The sequence below is a fragment of the Allobosea sp. GW821-FHT03A12 genome (assembly GCF_058986765.1).
The window spans coordinates 187526-208567 of sequence record NZ_JBYSVZ010000007.1 but is presented as its reverse complement, the minus strand read 5'-3'; the positions used below and the strand labels follow the sequence as shown (position 1 = coordinate 208567).

Annotated in this window: 24 protein-coding genes; 8 read left to right on the top strand and 16 right to left on the bottom strand. The window is 67.5% G+C overall.

What is annotated here, in order from left to right; translation table 11 throughout:
- Positions 1-11 precede the first annotated feature (11 nt).
- From AC3WLC_RS26230 to AC3WLC_RS26210, 5 genes are all read left to right on the top strand, one after another.
- Positions 12-869: a CheR family methyltransferase gene (locus AC3WLC_RS26230; RefSeq protein WP_493686841.1), complete on the top strand. Its 858-nt coding sequence runs from the start codon at positions 12-14 to the stop codon at positions 867-869.
- Positions 866-1459, top strand: coding sequence for a chemoreceptor glutamine deamidase CheD (locus AC3WLC_RS26225; protein WP_377008577.1), 594 nt, complete (start codon positions 866-868; stop codon positions 1457-1459). The genes AC3WLC_RS26230 and AC3WLC_RS26225 overlap by 4 nt, the downstream gene beginning before the upstream one ends.
- Positions 1459-2574: a chemotaxis-specific protein-glutamate methyltransferase CheB gene (gene cheB, locus AC3WLC_RS26220; protein ID WP_493686840.1), complete on the top strand. Its 1116-nt coding sequence runs from the start codon at positions 1459-1461 to the stop codon at positions 2572-2574. The genes AC3WLC_RS26225 and cheB overlap by 1 nt, the downstream gene beginning before the upstream one ends.
- 112 nt (positions 2575-2686) lie before the next feature.
- A complete protein-coding gene (locus AC3WLC_RS26215) occupies positions 2687-3073 on the top strand; it encodes a response regulator (RefSeq protein WP_291679682.1) in 387 nt (128 codons plus the stop codon).
- A 132-nt stretch (positions 3074-3205) separates the two neighbouring features.
- A complete protein-coding gene (locus tag AC3WLC_RS26210) occupies positions 3206-3763 on the top strand; it encodes a glutathione peroxidase (RefSeq protein WP_493686839.1) in 558 nt (185 codons plus the stop codon).
- A gap of 111 nt (positions 3764-3874) precedes the next feature.
- Here the strand turns inward: AC3WLC_RS26210 and AC3WLC_RS26205 are convergent, their stop codons facing one another.
- The 6 genes from AC3WLC_RS26205 to fliK all read right to left on the bottom strand — a co-directional run bounded on the left by AC3WLC_RS26205 (position 3875) and on the right by fliK (position 9957).
- Positions 3875-5290 (bottom strand): mannose-1-phosphate guanylyltransferase/mannose-6-phosphate isomerase, encoded by a 1416-nt coding sequence (locus tag AC3WLC_RS26205; RefSeq protein ID WP_493686838.1) that lies wholly within the window; start codon positions 5288-5290, stop codon positions 3875-3877.
- 104 nt (positions 5291-5394) lie between these two features.
- On the bottom strand, positions 5395-5940 hold the full coding sequence (gene mog, locus AC3WLC_RS26200) for a molybdopterin adenylyltransferase (protein ID WP_493686837.1): 546 nt from the start codon (positions 5938-5940) through the stop codon (positions 5395-5397).
- Between the two features lie 9 nt (positions 5941-5949).
- A complete protein-coding gene (locus AC3WLC_RS26195) occupies positions 5950-6957 on the bottom strand; it encodes an NAD-dependent epimerase (protein WP_493686836.1) in 1008 nt (335 codons plus the stop codon).
- Positions 6958-7019: 62 nt separating this feature from the next.
- Positions 7020-8147 (bottom strand): GNAT family N-acetyltransferase, encoded by a 1128-nt coding sequence (locus AC3WLC_RS26190; protein ID WP_493686835.1) that lies wholly within the window; start codon positions 8145-8147, stop codon positions 7020-7022.
- The gene (locus AC3WLC_RS26185; protein ID WP_346358569.1) at positions 8144-8422 is read right to left on the bottom strand and encodes an EscU/YscU/HrcU family type III secretion system export apparatus switch protein; all 279 of its coding nucleotides are present in this window, start codon (positions 8420-8422) and stop codon (positions 8144-8146) included. Before AC3WLC_RS26185 ends, AC3WLC_RS26190 begins: the two co-directional genes overlap by 4 nt.
- The gene (gene fliK, locus AC3WLC_RS26180; RefSeq protein ID WP_493686834.1) at positions 8419-9957 is read right to left on the bottom strand and encodes a flagellar hook-length control protein FliK; all 1539 of its coding nucleotides are present in this window, start codon (positions 9955-9957) and stop codon (positions 8419-8421) included. The genes AC3WLC_RS26185 and fliK overlap by 4 nt, the downstream gene beginning before the upstream one ends.
- 119 nt (positions 9958-10076) lie before the next feature.
- Here fliK and AC3WLC_RS26175 point away from each other — a divergent pair, with 119 nt between their 5' ends.
- On the top strand, positions 10077-11087 hold the full coding sequence (locus tag AC3WLC_RS26175; protein WP_493686833.1) for an aldo/keto reductase: 1011 nt from the start codon (positions 10077-10079) through the stop codon (positions 11085-11087).
- Between the two features lie 233 nt (positions 11088-11320).
- Here the strand turns inward: AC3WLC_RS26175 and AC3WLC_RS26170 are convergent, their stop codons facing one another.
- Positions 11321-11731, bottom strand: coding sequence for a DUF2000 family protein (locus AC3WLC_RS26170; protein WP_493686832.1), 411 nt, complete (start codon positions 11729-11731; stop codon positions 11321-11323).
- Between AC3WLC_RS26170 and AC3WLC_RS26165 the strand changes: the two genes are divergently transcribed.
- Positions 11730-12614, top strand: coding sequence for an AraC family transcriptional regulator (locus AC3WLC_RS26165; protein WP_493686831.1), 885 nt, complete (start codon positions 11730-11732; stop codon positions 12612-12614). The genes AC3WLC_RS26170 and AC3WLC_RS26165 overlap by 2 nt on opposite strands.
- Before the next feature lie 7 nt (positions 12615-12621).
- On the opposite strand, the gene AC3WLC_RS26160 is transcribed toward AC3WLC_RS26165, so the two are convergent.
- Both AC3WLC_RS26160 and AC3WLC_RS26155 read right to left on the bottom strand, forming a co-directional pair.
- Complete coding sequence (locus AC3WLC_RS26160; RefSeq protein WP_493686830.1) at positions 12622-12936, bottom strand: hypothetical protein; 315 nt, start codon at positions 12934-12936, stop codon at positions 12622-12624.
- Positions 12937-13053: 117 nt separating this feature from the next.
- Positions 13054-13659 (bottom strand): TetR/AcrR family transcriptional regulator, encoded by a 606-nt coding sequence (locus AC3WLC_RS26155; protein ID WP_493686829.1) that lies wholly within the window; start codon positions 13657-13659, stop codon positions 13054-13056.
- A 100-nt stretch (positions 13660-13759) separates the two neighbouring features.
- Here AC3WLC_RS26155 and AC3WLC_RS26150 point away from each other — a divergent pair, with 100 nt between their 5' ends.
- Positions 13760-14500, top strand: coding sequence for an SDR family NAD(P)-dependent oxidoreductase (locus AC3WLC_RS26150; RefSeq protein ID WP_493686827.1), 741 nt, complete (start codon positions 13760-13762; stop codon positions 14498-14500).
- A gap of 3 nt (positions 14501-14503) precedes the next feature.
- Here the strand turns inward: AC3WLC_RS26150 and AC3WLC_RS26145 are convergent, their stop codons facing one another.
- The 7 genes from AC3WLC_RS26145 to AC3WLC_RS26115 all read right to left on the bottom strand — a co-directional run bounded on the left by AC3WLC_RS26145 (position 14504) and on the right by AC3WLC_RS26115 (position 20965).
- Positions 14504-15310 carry an MBL fold metallo-hydrolase gene (locus tag AC3WLC_RS26145; RefSeq protein ID WP_493686826.1) on the bottom strand — a complete coding sequence of 269 codons (807 nt, stop codon included), beginning with the start codon at positions 15308-15310 and terminating at the stop codon, positions 14504-14506.
- Positions 15311-15394: 84 nt separating this feature from the next.
- Entirely contained in the window at positions 15395-16591 is a 1197-nt protein-coding gene (locus tag AC3WLC_RS26140; protein ID WP_493686825.1) for a mandelate racemase/muconate lactonizing enzyme family protein, read from the bottom strand.
- Positions 16592-16729: 138 nt separating this feature from the next.
- Positions 16730-17743, bottom strand: coding sequence for a TRAP transporter substrate-binding protein (locus AC3WLC_RS26135; RefSeq protein WP_493686824.1), 1014 nt, complete (start codon positions 17741-17743; stop codon positions 16730-16732).
- Between the two features lie 59 nt (positions 17744-17802).
- Positions 17803-19086, bottom strand: coding sequence for a TRAP transporter large permease (locus AC3WLC_RS26130; RefSeq protein WP_493686823.1), 1284 nt, complete (start codon positions 19084-19086; stop codon positions 17803-17805).
- Entirely contained in the window at positions 19083-19628 is a 546-nt protein-coding gene (locus tag AC3WLC_RS26125; RefSeq protein ID WP_493686822.1) for a TRAP transporter small permease, read from the bottom strand. Before AC3WLC_RS26125 ends, AC3WLC_RS26130 begins: the two co-directional genes overlap by 4 nt.
- A complete protein-coding gene (locus AC3WLC_RS26120) occupies positions 19588-20382 on the bottom strand; it encodes a FadR/GntR family transcriptional regulator (RefSeq protein ID WP_493686821.1) in 795 nt (264 codons plus the stop codon). Before AC3WLC_RS26120 ends, AC3WLC_RS26125 begins: the two co-directional genes overlap by 41 nt.
- A 169-nt stretch (positions 20383-20551) precedes the next feature.
- The gene (locus AC3WLC_RS26115; RefSeq protein ID WP_493686820.1) at positions 20552-20965 is read right to left on the bottom strand and encodes a cupin domain-containing protein; all 414 of its coding nucleotides are present in this window, start codon (positions 20963-20965) and stop codon (positions 20552-20554) included.
- Positions 20966-21042 lie beyond the last annotated feature (77 nt).

Genomic DNA, 21042 nt, shown 5'->3' with positions numbered 1-21042 from the left:
TTTTGCAGGGCATGAGCATGCTTGCGCCACAACCCGTCCAGTCGGACACGACGCTGAGCCGGGACGACATGGCCCTGGTGGCCAAGCTCGTCTACGAGCATGCCGGCATCGTCATCCGCGAGCACAAGGAGGCGATGGCGCGCGGGCGTCTGGCGCGGCGCGTCAAGGTGCTCGGCCTTGGCTCAATCGCGGAATACTGCGCCTATTTGCGCACGGCGGCGGCGGTCGACGAAATCCCCGAGTTGATCAACGCGGTCACCACCAACCACACCGCCTTCTTCCGCGAGCGCCACCATTTCGACCATCTGCGCAAGGACGTGCTGCCGCGCCTGATCCAGGAGCGGGCCGGGCGGCGCGGACGCATCCGGATCTGGTCGGCGGCCTGTTCCTCGGGCGAGGAGCCCTACAGTGCCGCGGCGATCTCACGCGACGTGATCGGCCATCGCAGCGATCTCGACTTCAAGATCCTGGCGACCGACATCGACACCGACATCCTCGACCGGGCGGCGGCCGGACAGTATCCCTCCGAGCAGTTCGACCGGCTGCCGGCGGATCTGCGCCCCCTGCTGCGGCTGGAAGGCCAGAGTTCCCGCGGCGAAGCCCGCATCGCCGAGGACCTGAAGCGGCTGATCGCCTTCAAGCGGCTGAACCTGATCGAGCGCTGGCCGATGAAGGGGCCGTTCGACGTGATCTTCTGCCGGAACGTCTTCATCTATTTCGACACGCCGACCAAGGCCGCGATCCTCGACCGCTATGTCGCTTTGCTGCAGCCGGGCGGCTTTCTCTATCTCGGCCACTCCGAATCCCTGCCGCAGCCGCATCCCCAGCTCAGGCTGATCGGCCGCACCATCTACGAGCGCACGCCATGAGCCTGACCCGATCCTCGCGGCGCTATTTCGACCCGCGCTTCGAAGCGACCATCATCACGGTTGCGCCGGGCGAGCACGAGATCACCTCGGCCAAGGACGAGATCGTCGCCACCGTGCTCGGCTCCTGCGTCTCGGTCTGCATGCGCGATCCGCAGGTCGGCGTCGGCGGCCTCAACCATTTCCTGCTGCCGAAGAATAATGGCGGCAGCGACGCCAGCGCCGGCGAGCGCTATGGCGACACCGCCATGGAAGTGCTGATCAACGGCCTGCTGAAGCGTGGTGGCCGGCGCAACCATTTCGAGGCCAAGGTCTTCGGCGGGGCGCGCGTGCTCTCCGGCGCCACCATGCTGGCGATCGGCGAGGGCAACATCACCTTCGTCAACGAGTTCCTCGCCCGCGAGGGCATTCCGGTGGTATCCAGGGATGTCGGCGGCACCCGCTCGCGCCGCATCCACTACCAGCCTTCGACCGGCCGCGCCTGGGTCCAGCACGTCCAGCAGGCAGCGCGCGATCCCGAGCGCGAGCAGGAAATCGCCTACCTCAACCGCCTCAAGACCCAGCCGGTGGCTGGTGAAGTGGAGATCTGGTGATGAGTCCGCTGACCTCGTCCGCCGGCCCGGTGAAGGTCCTCGTCGTCGACGATTCCATCCTGATGCAGAAGCTGATGACGCAGATCATCAACTCGACGCCTGGATTCCAGGTGATCGGCGTCGCCGGCAGCGCCGAGGAGGGCTGGGACGCGATCCAGGAGCTCAGGCCCGACATCCTGACGCTCGATCTCGAACTGCCCGGCCGCCACGGCCTCAAGCTTCTCGCCCGGGTGCTGAAGCAGGACCCGCTGCCGGTGCTGATCGTCTCGGCCTTCGGCGGTCCGGGTGCCGACAACACCATCCAGGCCCTGGAACTCGGCGCAATCGACTTCATCGAGAAGCCGGACGGGGCGACGCATACGCTCGAAGGCTTCATGAAGCATGTCGCCGCAGCGCTGCAGCGCGCCTCGGCCAGCCGGCGGATGCTCGCCGCCGCCAAGGGGCTTGCGGCCCAGCAGCGGCCGGCGGTGGCTGCGCCGGTCAGGCCGGCAGTGGCGTCTCCTGCGCCAGCCAATCACGGCAAGGTTTCGCTGATCGCGATCGGCGCCTCGACCGGCGGCGTGCCGGCGGTGCAGACCGTGATGCGCGACGCCGCGCATCTGCGCCTGCCGATTGCAGTCGTTCAGCACATGCCGGCCGGCTACACCGCCAAGTTCGCAGCTAGGCTCTCGGCCGCGACCGGGCTCGACGTGCGCGAGGCCAGCGACGGCGACCGGCTGCGGCCGGGCATGGCGGTGGTGGCGCCGGGCGGCTCCAGGCATCTGGAGATCGAGGAGCGCCGTGGCGAGCTCATCTGCCATCTCAAGGAGGCGCCGCTGGTCAGCGGGCACTGCCCATCGGTCGACGTGATGTTCCATTCGGTCGCCCGTGCGCTCGGGGCGCATGCGATCGGCGTGCTGCTCACCGGCATGGGCCGCGATGGCGCTGACGGTTTGTTAGCCATGCGCAAAGCCGGCGCTGCGACGTTAATCCAAAGTGGCGAGACCTGTGTGGTAAACGGGATGCCGAAAGCCGCGTTCGAGTTGGGCGCCGCCGAACGGGTCGTACCGCTCGACCAGATCGGAGGCGCCATCGCGGGACTGCTGGGCGAGCGCCCGCAGCAGCGCACCGCATAGATCATCGCGCGTCCGAACGGACGCGGTCACGATGATCTATCACATTGTTATCGCATCGGATTCCTCCGAAAAGTGGAATCCACTTTTCGGTCCGATGCTCTAGGAGAGTGCCATGTCAAAGGCGAGAAGCGACTACCGCATCCTCGTGGTCGACGACCAGAAGAGCATGCGCGGCCTTGCCACCTATTTCCTCAAGCAGATCGAGTTCCAGGACATCGACGAGGCGGAGAACGCCCGCGAGGCCCTGATGAAGATGCAGGTCAAGCGCTATGACCTGCTGCTGCTCGACTGGAACATGGACGGGATGAGCGGCATCGACCTGCTGCGTGCCATCCGCTCGGTGCCGGAGCTCAACCAGATCAAGATCATCATGGCGACCTCGGAGCGCTCGGTCGACAAGATGGACGAGGCGACCAGCAACGGCGCCGACCATTATGTCGTGAAGCCCTATGAATTGCGCGATCTCGAGGTGCGCGTGAAGAAGGTGCTGGCCTGCTGAACGGCCGTCGCTCCTGCGAAAACGATCGACGCCTCGGCCCGTGCCGGGGCGTTTTTCGTTTTCGCTCGCGGATATCTTACTTTGCGAGTAGGCTTGATCGGCCTTAGCCTCGCAGCATCGCGGAGCTTGCCCATGCGTTTCCATCGCCGCCAGATCCTCGCCTTGCTCGCGCTCGCACCGGCTGCTCCGGCGCTCGCCGCGCAGGGAGAGAGCAATGCCTACGCCTTCAGCTTCGACCGGGCGGAAGGCGGGCGCATCCCGCTCTCGGCCTATCGCCACAAGCCGATCCTGATCGTCAACACAGCGACGCAGTGCGGGCTCGCCGGGCAATTCGCCGGGCTGGAGCAGCTCTGGGAGCGCTATCGCGAGCGCGGCCTCGTCCTGATCGCCGTGCCGAGCAATGATTTCGGCGGGCAGGAGCCGCTCGACGGCGCGGCGATCGCCGAAGCCGTCCGCCAGAGCCATGGCGCGAACTACCCGATCACCCAGAAGAACGTGGTGCGCGGGCCCGATGCGCATCCGTTCTATCGCTGGGCGGCGAACCAGCGCCCGAGCGAGTTGCCGAGCTGGAACTTCCACAAATACCTGATCGGCCGGGATGGCAGCCTGGTCGGCAGCTTCAGCTCGCGGACGGACCCGCTCTCGCCGGAGCTGATCCGCGCGATCGGGCAGGAACTGGCGAAGGACTGAGCCTTCTCGTCATTGCGAGGAGCATAGCGACGAAGCAATCCAGGGGGACGTCGAGTTCTGCTGCTCCTGGATTGCTTCGCTGCGCTCGCAATGACGATGCGGCGCTCACCCTCAACTGCGCGCGTAGATGTCCTCGATGCGGACGATGTCGTCCTCGCCGGTGTAGCTGCCGACCTGGACCTCGATCAGCTCCAGCCCGATCTTGCCGGGGTTCTTCAGCCGGTGGGTGCAGCCGATCGGCAGGTAGACCGACTCGTTCTCGTGGACGAAGCGGACGGTGCCGTCGAGCGTGACCTCGGCGGTGCCGCGGACCACGACCCAGTGCTCGGCGCGGTGGAAATGCTTCTGCAGGCTGAGCTGGCCGCCTTCCTTGACGTGGATGTGCTTGACCTGGAAGCGGCTGCCGATGTCGATGCGCTGATACCAGCCCCAGGGCCGGTAGATGCGCAGATGCTCGCTGGCCTCTGGGCGCCCGTCCGCCTTCATCTGCTCGACCAGGGTCTTGACCTTGCCGGCTGCGGCCATCGAGGCAACGAGCACGGCATCGCGGGTCGAGACCACGACGACGTCGTCGAGCCCAACCACGGTGGTCAGCACCTCCTCGCTGCGGATCAGCGAGCGGCGCGTGTCGAGCGCGACCGCCGGACCCTCCAGGACATTGCCATCGCCGTCCTGCGGCTTGATCGCATGGATCGAATCCCAGGAGCCGACATCCGACCAGTCGAAGGAGGCGGCGAGCATGCCGGCATGGGCGGTGCGCTCCATCACGGCATAGTCGATCGAGATCTTGGTCGCCTTGCCGAAGCTCTCGGGATCGAGCCGCAGGAAGTCGAGATCGCGCGTCGCCTTGTCGACCGCGGCCTCGGCGGCCGACAGCACGGCGGGGGCGTGGCGCGAGAGCTCGTCGCGCATGGTCTTGGCCGAGAACAGGAAGTTGCCGCTGTTCCAGAGATAGCCTTCGGCGACGTATTTCTCGGCGACATCGAGCTTCGGCTTCTCGACGAAGCGGGAGAGGCGATTGGCGCCCGGTTCCGACAGCGCCTCGCCGGGGGCGAGATAGCCATACGCGGTCGAGGGATGGGTCGGCTTGATGCCGAGCGTCATGATCAGCCCGGTCGCGGCCAGGCCGGCGGCGCGCTTGCAGTCCTGGCGGAAGGCCTCGGCATCGCCGACGACATGGTCGGAGGCGAGCGCGACGCAGACGGCTTCCGGATCGCGCTTGCCGGCCATGACCGTGCCGACCGCAATCGCCGCGGCGGAATCGCGCCGCTCGGGCTCCAGCACGATCTCGCCCTTGATGCCGAGCGCCAGCATCTGCTCGGCGACGACGAAGCGGAAGTCGTTGTTGGTGATGACGATCGGCGCACCGAAGGCCGGATCCATCAGGCGCTGCAGCGTCGCCTGGAAGGTCGAGAGACCATCGTCCAGCAGCGCGATGAACTGCTTGGGCATGGTGTCGCGCGAGAGCGGCCAGAGGCGGGTGCCGGAGCCGCCGGCCATGATGAGAGGGACGATCTTTGCAGCCATGTCGGTTTTCCGGCGGAAACTGGTCCACCTAGTCCTACAGCAGCGAAGCTACCATCCGATAAACGCTCATAAGGAGAGGCGGGTGGTATCGGTCGAGGTATCGTTCACCCTTTCGGCTTCTGCCCCGGTCGGAACGCGACGATGACAGCCGGGTCGGTCTCCAGATAGGGGCCCTCGATCAGGTCGATGCAGTAGGGGATCGCGGGCATCACCGCGTCCAGGCATTCGGCGATGGCGCGCGGGCGGCCGGGCAGGTTGACGATCAGTGCCTTGCCGCGGATGCCGGCGAGCTGGCGCGAAAGGATCGCGGTCGGGACCTTGGTCAGGCTGACCTGGCGCATCAATTCGCCGAAGCCCGGCATCAGCTTGTCGATCACATCTTCGGTCGCCTCAGGCGTGACGTCGCGCGGGGCCGGGCCGGTGCCGCCCGTCGTGACGATCAGGCAGCAGCCCTCCTTGTCGGCGAGCTCGGTCAGCGTCTGTGCGATGCCGGCGCGCTCGTCGGGGATGACGCGGGTGATCGCTTGCCAGGGGCTGGTCAGCGCCTTGCTGAAATAGTCGAGGATGGCCGGGCCGCCCTCATCGGCATAGACGCCGGCCGATGCGCGGTCGGAAACGGTGACGATGCCGATCTTCGCGGGGGATGCCATGGCTGATCCTCAGACGCGGTAGAAATCGCGATACCAGCGCACCATGCGCCCGATGCCGTCGGCCAGTGGCGTGTGCGGGCGGAAGCCGACCGCCGCCTCCAGCGCCGAGACATCGGCGGCTGTGCGCAGGACGTCGCCGGGCTGGCGCGGCTTCATCTCCATCACCGCCTTCTTGCCGAGCGCCTGCTCGATTGTGGCGATGAACGCCATCAGCGGCACCGGGTCGGAATTGCCGATATTGTAGAGCCGCCAGGGCGCCGAGGAGGTGGCGGGGCCGGGCTCGTCGCTCGACCAGGCCGGATCGGGCGCGGCGACCTGATCGAGCACGCGCACGACACCTTCGACGATGTCGTCGACATAGGTGAAGTCGCGCTCGTGCTTGCCCTCGTTAAAAACCTCGATCGGCTCGCCGGCCAGGATTTTCCGGGTGAAGATCATCGGCGCCATGTCGGGCCGGCCCCAGGGGCCGTAGACGGTGAAGAAGCGCAGGCCCGTGGTCGGCAGCCCGTAGAGATGGGCGTAGGCATGGGCCATGCCCTCATTCGCCTTCTTGGTCGCGGCGTAGAGGCTGACCGGATGGTCGACATTGTCCTCGACGCGGAAGGGCGTGCGGGTGTTGGCGCCATAGACCGAGCTCGACGAGGCGTAGACCAGGTGCTCGACGCCGCCCCGCCGGCAGCCCTCCAGCACATGGCCGAAGCCGGTGAGGTTGGAATCGAGATAGGCCTGCGGATTCTCGATCGAGAAGCGCACGCCGGCCTGGGCGCCGAGATGGACGACGCGCTCGAAGTGCCCTTCTGCGAAAAGCTTGGCCATGCCGTCGCGGTCGGCGAGATCGAGCTGTTCGAAGCTGAAGCGGTTGTGGCCGTCGAGGCGGGCGAGCCGCGCCTGCTTCAAGGCGGGATCGTAGTAGTCGTTGAGATTGTCGATGCCGACGACCTCGTCGCCGCGTTCGAGCAGAACCCGGGCTGTCTCATTGCCGATGAAGCCGGCAGCCCCCGTCACCAGAACGCGCATGATCCTCCTCGCGCCAGTCGCGCTGTTGCTGGAGATGTCTATCGAGCAGCTTGCGGCCCCGGTCAACGCGGGCTGCGGTCGCGCCAGCGCCTGAGGCTCATGCGCGCCGTCGCGGCGAGCCGGGGCAGGGCGGCGGAATGGCCGGCGAGGGCGACGATCGCATTCGCCATCTCCTGGCGCTCGCCCCAGGGATAGGCGGACGGATCGACCCGGTCGCCGGCGCCGCTGTCGAGCCGAAAGGGGAGACCGGCGGCGAAATCGGCCCGGAGCATCTCAATCGCCAGTGCCCGGCCGGGAGAGAGCCGGGCCTTGCCCTCGTCATAGGCGATCTTGAGGAAATGCGACTGGCCGGCGAAGTCGAGCAAGAGCCCGCCGGCGATGGGGGCGTGGTCAAGTCGCAATAGATCGATGCGGACCGCGTCGATGGCAGCGAAGTTTCTGACGATCTGTCGGATATAGGCGCTGTGCTGTGGCAGGCTGGCGAGGGCGGTGCCGCTGCGGCCTTTCCAGCCGGCGGCTTCCAGAGCCAGGAACTCGTCCAGCGCGGCGACGGCGTCAGCGCCGCGCTGGCGCTGGTAGGCGAGGGCGCCGGCCTTCTCAAGCTGACGGTGCTGCTGCATCCGCTTCTTGTAGCCCTGGTCGAGGGCGCGGCGCAGATAGCGCTCGGCGTCGTCGCCAGGTTCCGGGATCAGCATCGGCCGCTGCCAGCGCTCGAAGGTCGCGATCGTGCTCCCGGTCGTCGCTAGCGCAGCTTCTATCGCGGCAAAGACGCTGCCGGACATGGGCAGCAGGGGCAGTTTCAGGACCTTCGGCAGATCGGGTGCTTCGACGATCGTGGTGATCAGCGCCGCGGCGACGTCATGTGCGCGCTCGCGATCTAGCACCGGGGCGGAGGACACCTCATAGAGCGGAACCAGCGGTGCTTCGAGAACCGGGACGAGGCCGCTGTGAAGGCTGCGCGTCCGGCGCAGCGCCCAGAGGCCGAGCAGGCGCTCATCGCCTTGCTCCAGCGCCGCGAGGATGACGATGTCGTCGCTCGCGATGCCGAAACTCAGCGCCGCCGCGACGGCGGCCGGCGCCATATGCAGATTGGGCGCTTCGGCGCGCTGGCAGAGATCGGCGAAAGCTTCGGCGTAAGCAGTGCCATAGGTCCCGGCCGGCAGGCGGCGGACCGCGATCGGAGCGGTCATGGGCGCGATGGGCCACCACGGCGGCGCAGGCCGAGCACGAAGGCGATCACCTGCGCCGTGGCGAGATAAAGCTCCTCTGGGATGCTGTCTTCGAGCTCGACGGCCGAGAGCGCCTGCGCCAGGGCGGCGTTCTGCTCGATCGCGATGTCGTGCTCGCGCGCGGTCTCGATGATCTTCTCGGCGACGACGCCATGGCCCTTGGCGGTGACGCGCGGCGCGCCCTGGCCGTCATATTCGAGTGCGACGGCGAGCGGCAGCGGCAGAGGCTGGGTCATGAGCGCCGATCCAGGAACTGGCCGGCGGCCGCCTTGGCCTTTTGCGGGTGGCCGGTGAAGACCTCGAATTCGGCGCTGTCGAAACGCGACCGGAGCAGCGAAGTCTCCAGGTCGGGCGTCGCCTGGCGCAGCAGGCGGCTGGTGTCCTCGCGCTCGGCCCAGAAGGAGACGCCGATGGCGCGGCCCTGCAGCGTCACCACGCCCTGCAAGGCGCCGAGCGGCTCGACATCGAGCGCGAAGCGCACGCGCCAGAGCGGCGCGTCGGGCGTCGCCGAGCCGGATTGCGGCGGATCGCGCTCGATCTCGAGCGGCAGCACGGCGGTGCCGTTCGGCAGAGCAAGCGGGATTTCGGTCAGCCAGCGCGCCGGCGGCTGCTGGTCGAGGCGCGCGGCTTCCTGCGGCAGGGAGGCGTATTGGCTGAGCGCGATGCGGTCGAGCGCCGCCTCGGCCTGACCGAACAGCGCCTGTGCGATGGTGGCGGGCCGCGCGGCGCTGTTGAGGCTCGGCTCGGCAGCGGGCTGCGGCGTCAGCAGGCCGTCGCGCGGCGGGGCAGGGCGTGCCTTGGCCGGTGTCGATGCGGCGGCATCCTGTTCCGGCGTGCTGCGCATGGCCGGGCGCCCGGGCTGCGGTGTGGCCTCCGTCGTGGTCTCGCCGGGAAGCGGCGGTCTCGCGGTGGGCGCGCCCTCGACCGCGGGCTTCAGCAGATCGCGCAGGCTTTGCAAGGCCGCCTTGAGGTCGGTCTGCGGTGTCGGCGCTTCTCCCGCCGCCTGCCTGGCTTCGAGGAAGACGCCGGAGCGGGCTACGGCTGCCTTCAGCGCCTCGGCCGTGACGGGTCTCGCCTCAGTGGTCGGCAGGCGCTGGGCGAGGATCTGGTCGACCAGGGCCATCAGCGGTTTCGGCAAGGTCAGCGCGACCGAGCCCTGTGCCAGGCTGCCAAGATTGGCGAAGAGCGGAGCGAGGCTGTCCTGCCGGCCAAGTGCCGTGCCGAGCAGGGGGCCGGCGATTGTGCGGGGGGAAGCGGGCACGGTCTGAGAGGCAACCGGCGCGGCGCTGGCGGTCGGCGTGCGCCCTACCTGCAAGGCAGCGGGGGCGGTCGATGACTGGGCAGTTGCGGCGGCAATGCTGGCTGGAGTTGCCGTCTGGGCCGGCTGTGGAGCCGCTGGCATCGTGCCCACCGTCGGCTGTCCGGCCGGTGCCGGAGCATTGGGGTTGCCTGCCTGAGCCGGACGAATGCCGACCAGTGTCGCTTGCAGCGGTGCACCTGGCTCGGCTGGCGCGGTGAGCTTGAGCGTCAGGCTGGCGCCTGGCTGCAGCGCCGCCTGCCTGGCCTCGGGGCCGGCGAGCACGAGAGCGACCTTGACGCCGTTGACGAGGGCGGTGGCGTTGCCGTCGTCGTCGAGCGCAACGAGTTTGGCCTCGACCGTCTTGCCGGCGGCGAGGCCGCCATTGCCGGTCATCGTCGCGAGCAGGGTCGCGAGATTCCGGCTCTTGATGAGCGCCGCGAGCTGCGCCGGATCAGACGGGATGGCTGCCATCCAAGAAGCCTGGCACGAAATGTTAAGGATTCTCTTGCGCCGGGCAGCGTTGCGTCAGCTGCGCTGGTGCCAGCGCCGGCTCTGCGGCAGGTTTGCCCGCCTGCTCAGGAGAGATCGTCATGGACTACCGCGCACTCGGCCGTTCCGGCCTCAAGGTCTCGCCGCTCTGCCTGGGCACGATGATGTTCGGCGCACAGACCGAGGAGGCCGATGCGCGCGCCATCATCGACAATGCCGCGGCCGCCGGGATCAACTTCATCGACACGGCGGATGCCTATGCCGAGGGGCGCTCGGAGGAGATCACCGGCCGCGCCATCGCCGGCAACCGCCATGGCTGGGTGCTGGCGACCAAGGCGGCGAACGCGATGGGCGAGGGGCCGAACCAGCGCGGGCTCTCGCGCAAGTGGCTGCTCGAAGCCTGCGATGCCAGCCTGAAGCGGCTCGGCAGCGATTTCATCGACATCTACTACCTGCACAAGGAAGACCACGAGACGCCGCTCGCCGAGACGATCCGGGCGATCGGCGACCTCGTGCGGGCCGGCAAGATCCGCTATTTCGGCGTCTCGAACTATCGCGGCTGGCGCGTCGCCGAGATCTGCCGGCTCTGCGACGAGCTCGGCATCGACCGGCCGGTGGTCAGCCAGCCCTATTACAACGCGATGAACCGCATGCCGGAGGTCGAGCACCTGCCGGCCTGCAGCTATTACGGGCTCGGCGTCGCCAGCTATTCGCCGCTGGCGCGCGGCGTGCTGACGGCGAAATACGAGCCCGGCCAGGCGCCGCCGGAAGGCACCCGCGCCGGCCGTGCCGACAAGCGCCTGATGCAGACGGAATGGCGCGAGGAATCGCTGGTGATCGCCCGTACGATCCGCGACCATGCCGCGGCGCGCGGCTTGACGCCGGTGCAGTTCGCGGTCCGCTGGGTGCTGAACAACAAGCTCCTGACCGCGGCGGTGGCCGGGCCGCGCACCATGGAGCAATGGCAGGGCTATCTCTCGGCATTGTCGGCCGACTTCACCGCCGAAGACGAGGCGCTGGTCGACAGCCTTGTGCCTGCGGGCCATCCCTCGACGCCGGGCTACAGCGATCCGGCCTATCCGCTGGAAGGACGGCCGGCGCGGACCGGGTGAGGGCGGTGTTCTTCCCTTCTCCCCTTGCGGGAGAAGGTGGCGCGCAGCGCCGGATGAGGGGTCGCGCGACGCTTCATCGTCATGGTCGGGCTTGTCCCGACCATCCACGTCTTCCTGTGACGAGTGCGGTGTTCAAGACGTGGATGCTCGCCACAAGGGCGAGCATGACGGATAGGTCGCGCGACCCCTCACCCTAACCCTCTCCCGCAAGGAGAGAGGGGACTGCCGCCGCCCTACGGATGCAGCTTCAGCCCCTTGATCGCCTTGTCGACCGCCTTGCGCTCGCCGTGCAGCGCGATGCCGACGAGGTCGAGCGCGTCGGTCGCGACAGCCTCGACCGCGGCGCGATTGGCCTCGTCATGGCCGGTCGCGAACAGCTCCCGCGTATAGAGCGAGGGCGTCAGCCCGGCATCGCTAGCCCGCCGCAAGACGCGGGTGAGGTCGGCAGAGGTTGCGGCGAAGATCAGGATCGGCTGGCGTACCAGCGGACCGTAGACCTTGCCGGAGCCGTCGCGGTAAGCTTGGCCGCCGAGGTCCGGCGCGGCGGCGACCAACCCTCCGGACAGAAACGCGGTGACATTGAGCTTCTGCCAGGCGGCGAGCTCGTCATGGACGATGATGGCAATCTTGGTGTCGAAGCGCATGCCCACAGCGATAAAGCCCGGCCAGCCGGCCGGTCTTGAACGTTCGTGCGCGGTCGCCTTGCCCGGCGACTGGATCCGCACGGCGCCGGATGGCGAGGGCATCGAGCGGATCGAGGCCTTCTTCAGCGGCCATGCCTATGACACGCACCGGCACGACACCTATGCGATCGGCTACACGATCAGTGGGGTGCAGAGCTTCGACTATCGCGGCGCGCAGCGCGATTCGACGCCGGGCGACCTGATCGTGCTGCATCCGGACGAGCTGCATAACGGCCGGGCCGGGATCGAAGACGGCTTCCGCTATCGCATGGCCTATGTCGAGCCCGGGCTGATCATGGCGGCGCTCGCCGGGCGGGCCAGCACGATGCCGTTCATCGGCAATGCCGTCTGCCGCGACGGCAGCCTGATGCGCGCGCTCGTCGGCCTGCTCGGAGATGTCGAGCATGGGCTGGAGCCGCTGGAACGCGATGCCGCGGTCGGGGCGCTGGCCGAGGCGCTGCTCAAGCTCGACCCGTCCTGCGCGCTGAACAGTGCGGAGACGTCGGCGATGCGGGCCTGCGAACAGGCACGCGATTTCCTGAGCGAGAGCCGCGACGAGACGATCGATTCCAGTATGCTGGAGGTGGTCACCGGGCTCGATCGCTATGCGCTGGCGCGGCAATTCCGCCGCCGCTATGGCACCAGCCCGCATCATTATCTGGTGATGCGCCGGCTGGAGCGGGCAAGGCTGCTGATCCGCCGGGGCGAAGCGCTGGCCGAGGCGGCGGCCGTCAGCGGCTTTGCCGACCAGAGCCATATGACCCGGCATTTCCGCAAGGCCTATGGGCAATCGCCCGGACGCTGGCGGGCGATGCAGGTCGCGGATAGGCCGGACGCCGCCTGAGCCGGGATCAGTTCAGGACGCAGAAGCCGCCGACGACCACCTGCGAGCGGCACCAGATGCGTGGCTCCGCCGATTGCCCGCCGCGCAGGTCGGCTGCGTCAGCCGTAGCGATGGCGGTCGGCGTCGCAATGGGCAGCGGCCGGTTCGCCGCTGCACTCTCCCTCTGGCGGCTGCGCAGGGTCGGCGTGACCACGACATGGGAGCCGCCTTGGCTCGTGTGCGTCGGGTGCGAACGGCTGCCGCCGAAGCGAAACTTGGCGGCTTCGGCGCTCACCGGCAGCAAGACCAAGGCGAGAGCGGCGATGGCGAGAGAACGGATCATGCCAGGCTCCATGGCTGGGCATGAGCGTGCCCGAGAAAGCCGGCGCTGCCCAGCAAAGCCTCGGATCAGGCTGAGCAAGGGGTTAAGCTGATGCCGTGGGTGGTCGCAACGTCAGGCCTATGCACCCGTCAGGCCGGCCCAGGCCGCCATCGCGCCCTGCGCCACCGCTTCGAGCTCGGCGCGGTTGGCGCCGTCGCGGGCTCGGATCGACATGCCCTGCTGCACCGTGGAGTAGAAGGCGGCGATCGCCGGCGGATCGCAGCTTGCGGGCAACTCTCCGCGGGCGATGTCGCTCCGCAGGCGCGCTTCCATCACGCCTTGCATCTCTCCGCGGGCATCGCGCAGGGCGCGGCCAGCTTCTTCGCTCGTGCCAGTGGCATGGACGACGGAGAGCACGACCATGCAGCCCGCCGGCTTGTCGGGGCGGCTGAACAGGGCGGCCGAGCGCATCAGGTAGACCTCGATCGCCTCGCGCGCGGTCGGCGCGGCGGCGATCGCAGCCGCTAGCTCGGCGCCATCGCCTGACTCGTAGAGCGCTAGCGCCTCGCGATAGAGCGCCTCCTTGCTGCCGAAGCAGGCGTAGAGGCTGGGTGCATTGATGCCCATCGCCGCGGTGAGTTCGCTCATCGAGGCGCCCTGGAAGCCCTTCTCCCAGAACAGCAACATGGCCTTCTGCAGGGCTTCAGCCCGGTCGAAGGCGCGTGGGCGGCCTCGTTCGGCCATGGTTACCACCTTTCTGTAACGACCGATAAATAAATCGCTTGACGCTCAGAGGCAAGCGAGGCATCGATATCTGTATCAATCACTACAGATATGGTGGCCCATGACGAAACTCGCAGGCAAGAAGGCCCTGGTGACCGGCGGCAGCCGCGGCATCGGCGCGGCGACGGCGCTCCGTTTGGCGCAGGACGGGGCGGATGTGGCGCTGACCTATGAGCACGCCCGCGACAAGGCCGAGGCCGTAGCAGGCCAGATTCGGGCGCTCGGCCGCAAGGCCATCGTCCTGCAAGCGGACAGTGCCGATGCGGCGGCGCTGACGGCTGCCGTCGACAAGGCGGTGGCCGAGCTCGGCGGGCTCGACATCCTCGTGAACAATGCCGGCATCTGGCATTATGGCGAGGTCGGCAGCTGGGGCCTCGACGAGATCGACAAGGTCATCGCCGTCAATGTCCGGGCGGTGATCGTCGCCTCGCAGGCGGCGGCGAAGCACCTGCCCGATGGCGGGCGGATCATCACCACCGGCTCGTGCCTCGCCGAGCGGGTGATGGAGCCGGGGATCGCGCTCTATGCGATGAGCAAGGCGGCGCTGATCGGCTTCACCAAGGGCCTCGCCCGCGATCTCGGGCCGCGCGGCATCACCGTCAACGTCGTCCATCCCGGCTCGACCGACACCGACATGAACCCGGCCGATGGCGACCATGCCGAGCCGCAGCGCCTGCGCATGGCGATCCCGCGCTTCGGCAAGGCCGAGGACATCGCCGGCCTGATCGCCTATCTCGCCAGCGAGGAAGGGCGGTTCATCACCGGTGCGGGGATCGCGATCGATGGCGGGGTGAACACCTGAGGCTCAATGCCCCGGCAGGACGATGATCGTCGGCTTGGCCGGGAGCGTCGCCTTCGACAGCACGATCTCCGGCCGGTCGCGTCGTTCGACCGGCCAGAGGTCCTGCGAGCGCGACAGGAAGCGATTGAGCGTGCCGCCGCCGAAGAAGTGCATCGGGATCATCACCCGGGCCTGCACCGCTTTCAGCACCTCCAGCATGCCCTGCTGGTCGAGCGTATAGCTGCCGTCGACCGGGAAGAGCACGATGTCGACCCGGCCGAGCGCGCGCAGGTGTCCGGGCTCGAGCGGGTGATGGAGATGGCCGAGATGGGCGATGCAGAGCTCGCCGATCTCGAAGACGAACATCGAGTTGCCGTCATAGTCGGTGTCGCCGCCATAGGTACGGATATTGGTCGGGACATTGCGCACGCGCAGGTCGCCCAGCGTGACGTCGTGATGGGCGGCGCCCTTGCCGGACGGGTCCCAGCCCGGCAGCACCTGCTTGATGGCGGGATCGGGCGCGCGCGAATAATGCGTCGAATGCGCCTTGTTCATCGTGGCGATGTCGGGCGTCACCGGCGGGCGGACATAGTCGTTGTAGTCGGTCGCTGCCTTCACGCCGCCGGGCGTCTCGATCAGGAAGGTGGCGTGGCCGACGAAGGTCAGCTTCACCTCGTCCTTGGCGAGGTTCACGCGCTGGATCGGCAGGCGATAGCTCGCCATTTCCGGCCGGCAGCCGGGCTCATTGGCCTGGGCGAGGGCTGGGGCGGCGAGCCCGGCTGCGAGGATGGCGGCGATCCCCAGTCGCCATAGCATCGTCGCAACCGTCATCGTCGGCTCCCGGAGCAGTTGGTGCACCGGGAGCTTCCCGCAAAAGCCGGACCACGAAAAGCCGGCTGGCGGGTTTGTGAAGCGTCAGGCCTTGCTGACCCGCACGATCGCGTCGGCGCGCTTCTCCAGCCCCGGCAGCAATTCGAGGCCGAGGCCGGGCGCTTCCGAGACGGTGATCATGCCGTCCTTCATCGCCGGCAGCTCGGTGACGAGCTCGGTGTACCAGCCGGTGTAGAAGGCGCGCACCGATTCCTGGATCAACGCGTTGCGGGCATGCAGCGAGAAATGGCACGACGCCGCATAGACCACCGGGCCGGTGCAGTCATGCGGCGCGACCGGAGTGTGCCAGGCCTCGGCCATGCCGGCGATCTTGCGCGCTTCCGAGAGGCCGCCGCACCAGGACAGGTCGAGCATGACGACACCGGCCGCCTTGGTCTCGAGATAGTCGCGGAAGGAATGGGTGTAGGCCAGCGTCTCCGAGGCGCAGACCCAGGCCTTGGAGTGGCGGGCGTATTCGCCGAGGTCCTGGACGTTGTCGAGGCGGAACGGGTCCTCGTGCCAGTAGGTGTCGAATTCGGCGAGGCGTTCGGCCAGCTTCTTCGCCATGGGCAGGCTCCACAGGGAGTGAAACTCGACCATGATGTCCATCTTGTCGCCGACCGCCTTCCTGATCTTGCGGAAGGGTTCGAGCGCCGTGTTCAGCTCCTGGGGGGAGATGTCCCAGCCGGCGGTGCGCTCGGCGGCGATGTCGAAGGGCCAGATCTTCATGCCGGTGATGCCCTGCTCCAGCAGGGAATGCGCGAGATCGTCGGCCCGGTAGAGGAAGCCTTCGAGGTCCTCGTAGGGACCGCCCTGCTCGCCGACATGCCAGTTCGCGACCTTCTGGGCGCGAGCATCGCGGATGTACTTGTAGCCCGCGCAGGTGTTGTAGGTGCGGATGGTGTCGCGGGAGCGGCCGCCAAGCGCCATCGAGACCGGCTGGCCGATCGCCTTGCCGTAGATGTCCCAGAGCGCGAGGTCGACCGCCGAGTTGCCGCGGGTCTCGACGCCCGAGCCGCGCCAGCCGAGGTAATTGTTCAGGCTGGCGTTGCGGGCCTCGATCTGCAGCGGGTCCTGGCCGATCAGCTTGGGCGCGACGCTCTCGTGCAGATAGGCCTCGACCGCGGCCGCGCCCATGAAGGTCTCGCCGAGGCCGACGAGCCCGTCATCTGTGTGCAGGCGCACCCAGACGAGGTTGCCGAACTCGGCGAGGCGGATGGTTTCGAGGGCGGTGATCTTCATCGGTGGTCCGGGATTTGGTGGATAGGGGGCGCGGGTCAGGCGTCATTCTCGGGCTTGACCCGAGAATCTCATGACCAGAGGGCCTGGTTTCCGAGATGGTCGGGTCAAGCCCGACCATGACGGTGTCGGAAGGCTGGCTTACTTCCCGCGCAGCTTGGCGAGGTCGGCCTGGATGCGCTCGATCGTGTCCTTGCCGATCGTCGCCTGGTGGCGCTGATAGACGGCCTGGGTGCTCTCGCGCATCTTGGCGAGCTCCTCGGTGCTGACCTCGCTGACCTGCATGCCCTTGGCCTTGAGATTGGCGAGGGACTTGTCGTTGAGCTCGCGCGAGACCTTGCGCTCCTCGTCGCGGCCGACGATGGCGCAGTCGCTCAGCACCTTTTGCTCCTCGGTCGAGAGCTGGTCCCAGAGCTTCTTCGAATAGAGCATCAGGAACGGCGTATAGGCGTGCCGGGATAGGGTCAGGTACTTCTGGACCTCGTAGAGCTTGGAGGTGTCGATGGTGACGAGCGGGTTCTCCTGGCCGTCGATCGCATGGGTCTCCAGCGCGGCGAAGACCTCGCCGAAGGCCATCGGCGTCGCATTAGCGCCCATGGTCTTGAAGCTGTCGAGGAAGATGTTGTTCTGCATGACGCGGACCTTGAGCCCGGTCATCTCCTCGGCCTTGGTCACGGCCCGCTTCGAATTGGTGAGATTGCGGAAGCCGTTCTCCCAATAGGCGAGGTTGACCACGCCGAAGCCCGGCAGCTTGTCGGCGATGTACTTGCCGAAGGCGCCGTCGAGCACGGCGTCGGCCTCCTTCTCGTCGGTGAACAGGAAAGGCAGGTCGAAGACGCCGAGCTCGGGCATGATGCCGACCAGCGGCGAGGAGGAGGTGATCACCATCTCCTGCGTGCCGGCGCGCAGGGCCTGCGTCGCCTGCAGGTCGCCGCCGAGCGCGCCGCCCCAGAAGGCCTGGAGCTTGAGCTTGCCGCCGGACTTCTCGGCCATGCAGGCCTTCATCTTGGCGACGCCGTTGCCGACCGGATGGTCCTCGTTGATGCCGTTGGAGACGCGGATGTTGCGCTCCTTGATTTGCGCCTGGGCGGTGCCGGCGATAGCCGCGAGCGCGACGCCGGCGACGAGCGAGAGGAGGCGGGTCGTCCTGGTCATTGTCTACTCCCTGTACTGAACTCTTCTTGGGTTTTCGGATAAGGCAGGCGGGTGGTCTTTTAACGGCCGCTCAGCCAGGCGAGTGGCACCATCACGAGCTGCGGGAACAGCACGAGCAGGAACATCGCGAGCGACTGGGCGATGAAGAACGGCCAGACGCCGCGCATCACAGCGCTCATCGGCACGCGGGCGACGCCGCAGACGACGTTGAGCACGATGCCGACCGGCGGCGTGATCAGGCCGATGGCGTTGTTGATGATGAAGAGGACACCGAAATAGATCGGGTCGATTCCGGCCTGCTTGACGATCGGCATCAGCACCGGCGTCAGGATCAGCACCGTCGGGGTGAAGTCGAGCGCGGTGCCGACCACCATGACCAGCAGCATGATGATGATCATCAGCACGGTCTTGTTGCCCATGAAGGGCTCGAGCAGCGACGACAGCTCGGCCGGGATGTTGGCCTGCGTGATCAGCCAGGCCGAGACCACGGCCGCGGCGACGAGCAGCATCACCGCACTGGTGGTCTTCGCCGCCAGCAGCGTCACCCGGTAGAGGTCGCTCGGCTTCAGCTCACGGTAGACGAACATGCCGACGATCAGCGCGTAGACGGTGGCGACCACGGCCGCTTCCGTCGGCGTGACGATGCCGAAGCGGATGCCGCCGAGGATCGCGATCGGCATCAGCAGGGCCAGCGAACCGTCCCAGGTTGCCTTCAGGCGCTCGGCCCCGGTCTTGCGCGGCAGCACCGTGATCTTGTCGCGGCGGGAGACGATCCACCAGGCGATGACCAGCGACAGGCCGATCAAGAGGCCGGGGAAGACGCCGGCGAGGAAGAGCCGGGTGATCGAGAGATTGGCGGCGACGCCGAAGACGATGAAGCCGATCGAGGGCGGGATGATCGGGGCGATGATGCCGCCGGACGCGATCAGGCCGGCGGAGCGGCCGACATCGTAGCCGGCGCTGCGCATCATCGGCAGCAGGATCGAGGCGAGCGCCGCGGTGTCGGCCGCGGCCGAGCCGGAGAGCGAGGCCATGATGATCGCCGCGAAGATCGCGACATAGCCGAGGCCGCCATGGAGATGGCCGACCAGCGAGAGCGCGAAATTGACGATGCGCTTCGAGAGGCCGCCGGCATTCATCAACTCGCCGGCGAGCAGGAAGAAGGGGATGGCGAGGAGCTGGAAGGAATCCGCGCCGATGATCATGTTCTGCGCGATGATCTGGGTGTCGTAGACGCCGAGCCAGAGCATCAGCGCCACCGCGCAGACGATCAGCGAGAAGGCGATCGGCATGCCGAGCGCCATCGCTCCGCAGAGCGAGACGAGGAAGACGACGACGGTCATTCCAGGTGCCCCTTCAGATTGTGCGAGGGGCTGGCGCTGTAGTCGCCGGCGAATTCGGCGAGCTCGTAGGGGCCGAGCTTGCCGGTCAGCGCCCGGAACAAACGGCCGAGCGTGATCAGGGCGATGCCGGCGCCGGCGAAATAGAGCACGCCGTAGACATAGGCCATGCTGATGCCGGTGACCGGGGCGACGGCGCTCTCGTTGATCGCCTGCTGCTTCCAGGTGCCCTCGAGCAGCATCAGGCAGCAGATGAACACGATCGCGTCGCTGACCATCATGCAGAAGCGCCGGCCCTTGTCGCCGAGCGCCCCGACCAGGCTGTCGACGCCGAGATGGCCGTTCTCGCGCATCACCACGACGGCGCCGATGAAGGTCAGCCAGACGAAGAAATAGCGCGACAATTCTTCCGACACGTCGATGCCGGAGTTGAACAGATAGCGCAGCACGACATTGCCGAACACCATCACCACCATGCCGGCGAGCAGGGCGACGAGGCTGAACTCAAGCGCGCGTAAGACCCACCTTTCGGCGTGACGCAGCATTGGACGTTTCCTGTTGGTCTGTTGTTGTCGATGTCCGGGCGCTCTGCGGTGCCTCGGTCTTGGTGCGGGCGGCGTTTTCCATGTCGGCGCGGGCGACGGCGATCAGGTCGGCCATGGTCCTGCGCGCAGCCTCCGGATCGCGGGCGACGATGGCGTCGGTGACGACACGGTGGATCGCGAGCGAGGCCCGGGCGCGCCCGAGATCGTGCATTGAGAGGCCGAACGAAGCCTTCAGCACGGCCTGCAGGATCGGCCTCAGCTGGATCAGCAGCAGGTTGCCGGACGCTTCGAGGATCGCTTCGTGGAAGCGGTAGTCGGCTGTCTGATGGCCGGGCTTGTCGCCCGCCGCCGTCATCGCCGCCATCGCCGTGGTGATCTCGGCGATCTGCTCGTCGGTGCCGCGTTCGGCGGCGAGGCCGGCTGCGGTCGGCTCGATCATGCCGCGGAGTTCGAGCAGGTCGCGCTGGAAGCCGCTCGCCATGTCGGCATCGGTCATCCAGCCCATCACCTGCGGGTCGAGCAGCCGCCAGGCCGAGACGGGCTGGATCCGCGAGCCGACGCGCGGGCCGGTGACGATCAGCCCGAGCGCCTGCAGCGTCTTGGTCGCCTCGCGGATGACGGTGCGGCTGACGCCGAAATGCGCGCAAAGCTCATCCTCGCGCGGCAGCGTGCCGGAGAGCCCGATCTGCCCAGAGACGATCTCCCGGCCGAGCCGGTCGACGAGATGCGCATGGAAGTTCGAGGGGCGAGCCATGCATAGATCATATCATCATATGATTGATCCGCAAGCGGCGAAGGAGCCGTCGGCTTCGGCTGTCAACAGGGATGACGATGGAGGGCGGATGCTCCGGAACCAGCTGGAGCATCCTTCGCGACGCCGCTGGTGCGGCTCCTCAGGATGAGGGCTGAGCTTCCAGGCGATCTCACTCGGTCGGGTCCAGGAAAGGCGTGTCGCGGCTGCTCACATAGAAGATCACCACCTTGGTCAGCTCGGCGGCGCTGCGATTGTAGCCGGTCATCTCGACGCCCGGCGGTTCGACATAGGCCTCGCCAGCCTTGACCACCAAGGGCGGCTGCCCCTTCAGCTCGAGCGTGAACGCGCCTTCGAGGACATAGACCGTCACGGGAAAGCGATGGCTGTGCCTGACAGTTCTGCTGCCGGGCTGGAAGGTCGCGCTCATGACGCGGACCTCCTGCGAGGCATCGCGCGGCATCGTGTCGACCAGCTGGCGCAGCAGGAGGTTGGGCCTGGTCAGGGCCTCGTCATGAGCCCTGGCACTTGGCCCGAGGGCGAGGCTCGCGACGAGGAGGGCTGCCGGATAGAGCGACGGGCGCATCGCATTTTCCTTCCGTTTCGAGGCTGGTATCCTGCCGATGTTCCGTGAGGGTAGGTCCTACCGGGGATCTGCGGGAG